At 39.4% G+C, this 515-nt stretch carries 1 protein-coding gene; it reads left to right on the top strand.

All coding sequences use genetic code 11. The features are described 5' to 3' along the window. Nucleotides 1–296 (top strand): class II glutamine amidotransferase (locus ACS8FC_RS20955; protein ID WP_439298200.1); only part of this gene is annotated, 296 nt, incomplete at its 5' end. Nucleotides 297–515 lie beyond the last annotated feature (219 nt).

Below are 515 nucleotides of genomic sequence, written 5' to 3'. Positions count from 1 at the left end.
CTTATGCAGGTAGTTTACTGTTTTATCTCACGCGCAAAGCGCCATTTGGTGAAGCCAAGCTCGCTGATGATGATATGGCGATTAATTTCGGTGATGTGACCACAGACACGGATAAAGTCACGATTTTGGTCACTGTGCCATTGACTGAAAATGAGAAATGGCAGCAGCTCGCCGTCAATGAATGCTTAATATTTCAAGACGGTGATGTCATTTATAAAGACAGCCCAAGTCAGCGCAAGTTTTTAACGGTTGAAGAAGGCATTGCCATTGCAAGGGAAGTTGGGGCGAGTGTTTAGGAATAAGTGTAGCAGTCAACATTAACATCGATGAAAAGTAACGAGCGATTATGGTCTACAATAATCTTTTTCAAGCGTTAGAAAAAATTAATCAGGCATCAACAGAAGAAGCATTCAATACAAAATATGGTTTTAATGTATTCTCCATTTTAAGAAGAGATGATGAAGAAGTAGGTCTACATTCTAAGTTTTTAGCGGAGCTTTTAAGTCCAACAGGTA

It is taken from the genome of Psychrobacter sp. 1Y4, from assembly GCF_051847555.1.
Note: the sequence above shows the minus strand (reverse complement) of the source record. Positions and strands in the feature narration are given on the sequence as shown.